The following is a 583-nucleotide window of genomic DNA, read 5'->3' on the forward strand; positions in this document are numbered from 1 at the left end:
GCCCATAGGAGGTTTCGTAGGCCTTGTCATATTTGTCGATGTTGTGGATGCCAGTGGTCTCACGGATCAGCGGTGCGTCATCGTCAGAGGCCTGGAGGCAGACGGAGTAGCGGTTCACGAATCTATCGCCGCCGTGCCGGGCGCTGCCTCGTGGTTTGCTGGCCACACTGAGGCAGATGGTCTCGGCATCGTCGCCCGTCGGCGAGGCGTGCAACTGGGCGCGCACCCCGCCCATGCGGAGCAGCTCCTCAGAGAAGCTGTTGTCCACCACCCTGCCGAGGAGTTCCATTGCGCCGATCACGTTGCTCTTGCCCGCACCATTGGCGCCGATCAAGAGCGTGACGCCGTCCCGGAGCTCGAGGGTCGCATCCCGGATAGATCGAAAACCCTCCACACGGAACGTGTCGAGTCTCATCGTCGCCGCCCGCCGAGGGCGCGCCCGTCGTCGCCCACGCGCTTCATCTCGGCGCGCAGCTCCTTGGGCAGGGAGAAGATGATGTCCTCCTCGGCGGTCACCCCCTCGTCCACCTGCCCGTAGCCGTACTCGGCCAGCAGCGCGAGCACCGCCTGAACCAGCACCTCG

1 protein-coding gene is annotated in these 583 nt (G+C 65.5%); it reads right to left on the reverse strand.

Annotated elements, in window-relative coordinates:
* On the reverse strand, positions 1–415 hold a 415-nt coding region (locus tag LWH94_RS19315; protein WP_232903321.1), incomplete at its 3' end, for an AAA family ATPase.
* Positions 416–583: the final 168 nt, after the last annotated feature.

The sequence above is a fragment of the Marinobacter sp. G11 genome (assembly GCF_021282325.1).
In the GTDB taxonomy this organism is placed as follows: Bacteria; Pseudomonadota; Gammaproteobacteria; order Pseudomonadales; family Oleiphilaceae; genus Marinobacter; species Marinobacter vinifirmus.